We start from the raw sequence: 2316 nt of genomic DNA, 5'->3' as shown, positions 1-2316 counted from the left end.
TTTGACGTGCCTGTGGGTTGGGTGGCCCGTGCGGACGTTGTGGTTGCCGGTTGGGGTGGTTTCCGGGCTGCGCGCCCTCGCCTTCGGGTGGGGGGGCCACGTGTTAACGCGCAACACCCCCTCCTCCTTGGGGCAAGCCCTCACGCTTCCCTTGACCAAGTTAGTGATTGAGTACTAACTTAGTTCCATGGTCAGGATGAGTGCGGAGGAGCGGCGCGAGAGCGTCATCCGCGCGGCGATGCAGGAGTTCGCCCGCGGTGGCTACCACGGCACCTCCACGGAGGCGATCGCCCGCCGTGTCGGTGTCTCGCAGCCGTACCTCTTCCGCCTCTTCCCCGGCAAGAAGGCGATCTTCCTGGCGGCGTCCGAGCGCTGTCTGGAGGACACCCGGCGAGTCTTCCGGGAGGCCGTCGAGGGGCTGACGGGGGAGGAGGCCCTGCATGCCATGGCCAACGCCTACACCCGGCTCATCGCCGAGCAGCCGGACCGGCTCCTGATGCAGATGCAGGTGTACGTCGCGGTGGCCGCGGCGGAGGAGGCCGGCGACCACGAGTTCGGCGAGGCGGTCCGGGCCGGCTGGATGGAGCTCTGGGAGACCGTCCACCTGCCGCTCGGCGCGGACGCCAACGAGACCACGACCTTCCTGGCGTACGGCATGCTCATCAACACCCTCGTCGCCATGGGATTTCCGCCCGAGCACCGGGTCTGGGAAGGGTTCTATCCCTCCGCCCGTCGCCTCGGCCGTCTGGAGAAGTAGCGCCTGCCATGTGATGCGTACCGCTTTTTCATGATCGCGAAAGTTAGTCATCAATAACTAACCTGAGACCTGAGGGGCAGTAATGAACCAGCCAGCAGCCCGCCGCGGTTCCGCCGCCTGGGCCCTCGTCATCACCAGCGTCGCCGGCTTCATGGCGGCCCTCGACAACCTCGTCGTCACCACCGCCCTGCCCTCGATCCGCGAGGACCTCGGAGGAGCGCTGCACGACCTCGAATGGACGGTGAGCGCGTACACCCTCACCTTCGCCGTCCTGCTGATGTTCGGCGCGGCCCTCGGCGACCGCTTCGGCCGCCGCCGGCTCTTCGGCATCGGGATCGCGGTCTTCACCGTCGCCTCCGCCGCGGCCGCGCTCGCCCCCGGCATCGACGCCCTGATCGCCGCGCGCGCCGTCCAGGGCGTCGGCGCCGCGATCATGATGCCGCTCACCCTCACCCTGCTCACCGCGGCCGTCCCGGCCGCCAAGCGCGGGATGGCGTTCGGCATCTGGGGCGCCGTCAACGGCCTCGCCGTCGCCGCCGGCCCGCTCATCGGCGGCACCCTCACCGAGCACATCTCCTGGCAGTGGATCTTCTGGCTGAACGTCCCGCTCGGCCTCGCCCTGCTCCCGCTCGCCCGGCTGCGGCTCGCCGAGTCGCACGGCACCGGCGCCCGCCTCGACGTCGTCGGCACGCTTCTCGCCAGCAGCGGCCTGTTCGGCATCGTGTACGGGCTGATCCGCGGCCCGATCGACGGCTGGACCTCCATGACCGTCCTCACCGCACTGATCGCCGGCGCCGCGCTCATCGGCGGATTCATCCGCCACGGCATCCGCGGCAAGGCGCCGATGCTGCCCATGCGGCTCTTCCGCGACCGCGCCTTCTCCGGGATCAACGCGGCCAGCCTGCTGATGTTCCTCGGCATGTTCGGCTCGATCTTCCTGCTCAGCCAGTACATGCAGGGCGTGCTCGGCTACTCGCCGACCGAGGCGGGTCTGCGGATGCTGCCCTGGACCGGAATGCCGATGCTCGTCGCGCCGCTCGCGGGCGCCCTCTCCGATCGGATCGGCGGCCGCCCGGTCGTCGCCGCGGGCCTCGCCCTCCAGGCGCTCGGCCTCGCCTGGTTCGCGCTCGTCCTGACCCCCGACGCCTCGTACGCCGTCCAGCTCCCCGCGCTGGTCGTGAGCGGCATCGGCATGGCGCTGTACTTCGCGCCGGCGGCCAACCTCGTCATGTCCAGCGTCCGCCCGTCGGAGCAGGGCATCGCGTCCGGCGCCAACAACGCGCTGCGCGAGGTCGGCGGAGCGCTGGGCGTCGCGGTGATGGCCTCGATCTTCGCTGCGCAGGGCGGGTACGAGTCCGGCCGGAGCTTCGTCGACGGCCTGGTACCCGCGCTGTGGGTCGGCGCGGGAGCGGTGGCCCTGGGGGCGGTGGCCTCCCTCTTCATCCCGAGGCGCCGGCCAGTGCCGGCGGCCCCGGCGAAGGACCCCGAGGAGCGGCCCCTCGCCGCGGTGTGACCGAAGCGGCGGCGGTGTCTTTGACACAACTGACGCTGCCGCCCCT

Annotated in this window: 2 protein-coding genes; both read left to right on the top strand. The window is 70.8% G+C overall.

Annotated elements, in window-relative coordinates; translation table 11 throughout:
• Window positions 1-187: 187 nt before the first annotated feature.
• The gene (locus tag ACFVZW_RS22480; RefSeq protein ID WP_384523900.1) at window positions 188-757 is read left to right on the top strand and encodes a TetR/AcrR family transcriptional regulator; all 570 of its coding nucleotides are present in this window, start codon (window positions 188-190) and stop codon (window positions 755-757) included.
• A gap of 82 nt (window positions 758-839) precedes the next feature.
• Window positions 840-2270, top strand: coding sequence for an MFS transporter (locus tag ACFVZW_RS22475; RefSeq protein WP_384523898.1), 1431 nt, complete (start codon window positions 840-842; stop codon window positions 2268-2270).
• Window positions 2271-2316: the final 46 nt, after the last annotated feature.

Origin of the sequence: Streptomyces sp. NPDC059567 (genome assembly GCF_042735655.1) — a bacterium.
Lineage (GTDB): Bacteria > Actinomycetota > Actinomycetes > Streptomycetales > Streptomycetaceae > Streptomyces.
This window is presented reverse-complemented; position numbering and strand designations above follow the sequence as displayed.

Bases quoted from the DNA above. Each gene is read 5' to 3' on its own strand.
- ACFVZW_RS22475 (WP_384523898.1), top strand. From the start codon at position 840: ATGAACCAGCCAGCAGCCCGCCGCGGTTCCGCCGCCTGGGCCCTCGTC.
- ACFVZW_RS22480 (WP_384523900.1), top strand. From the start codon at position 188: ATGGTCAGGATGAGTGCGGAGGAGCGGCGCGAGAGCGTCATCCGCGCG.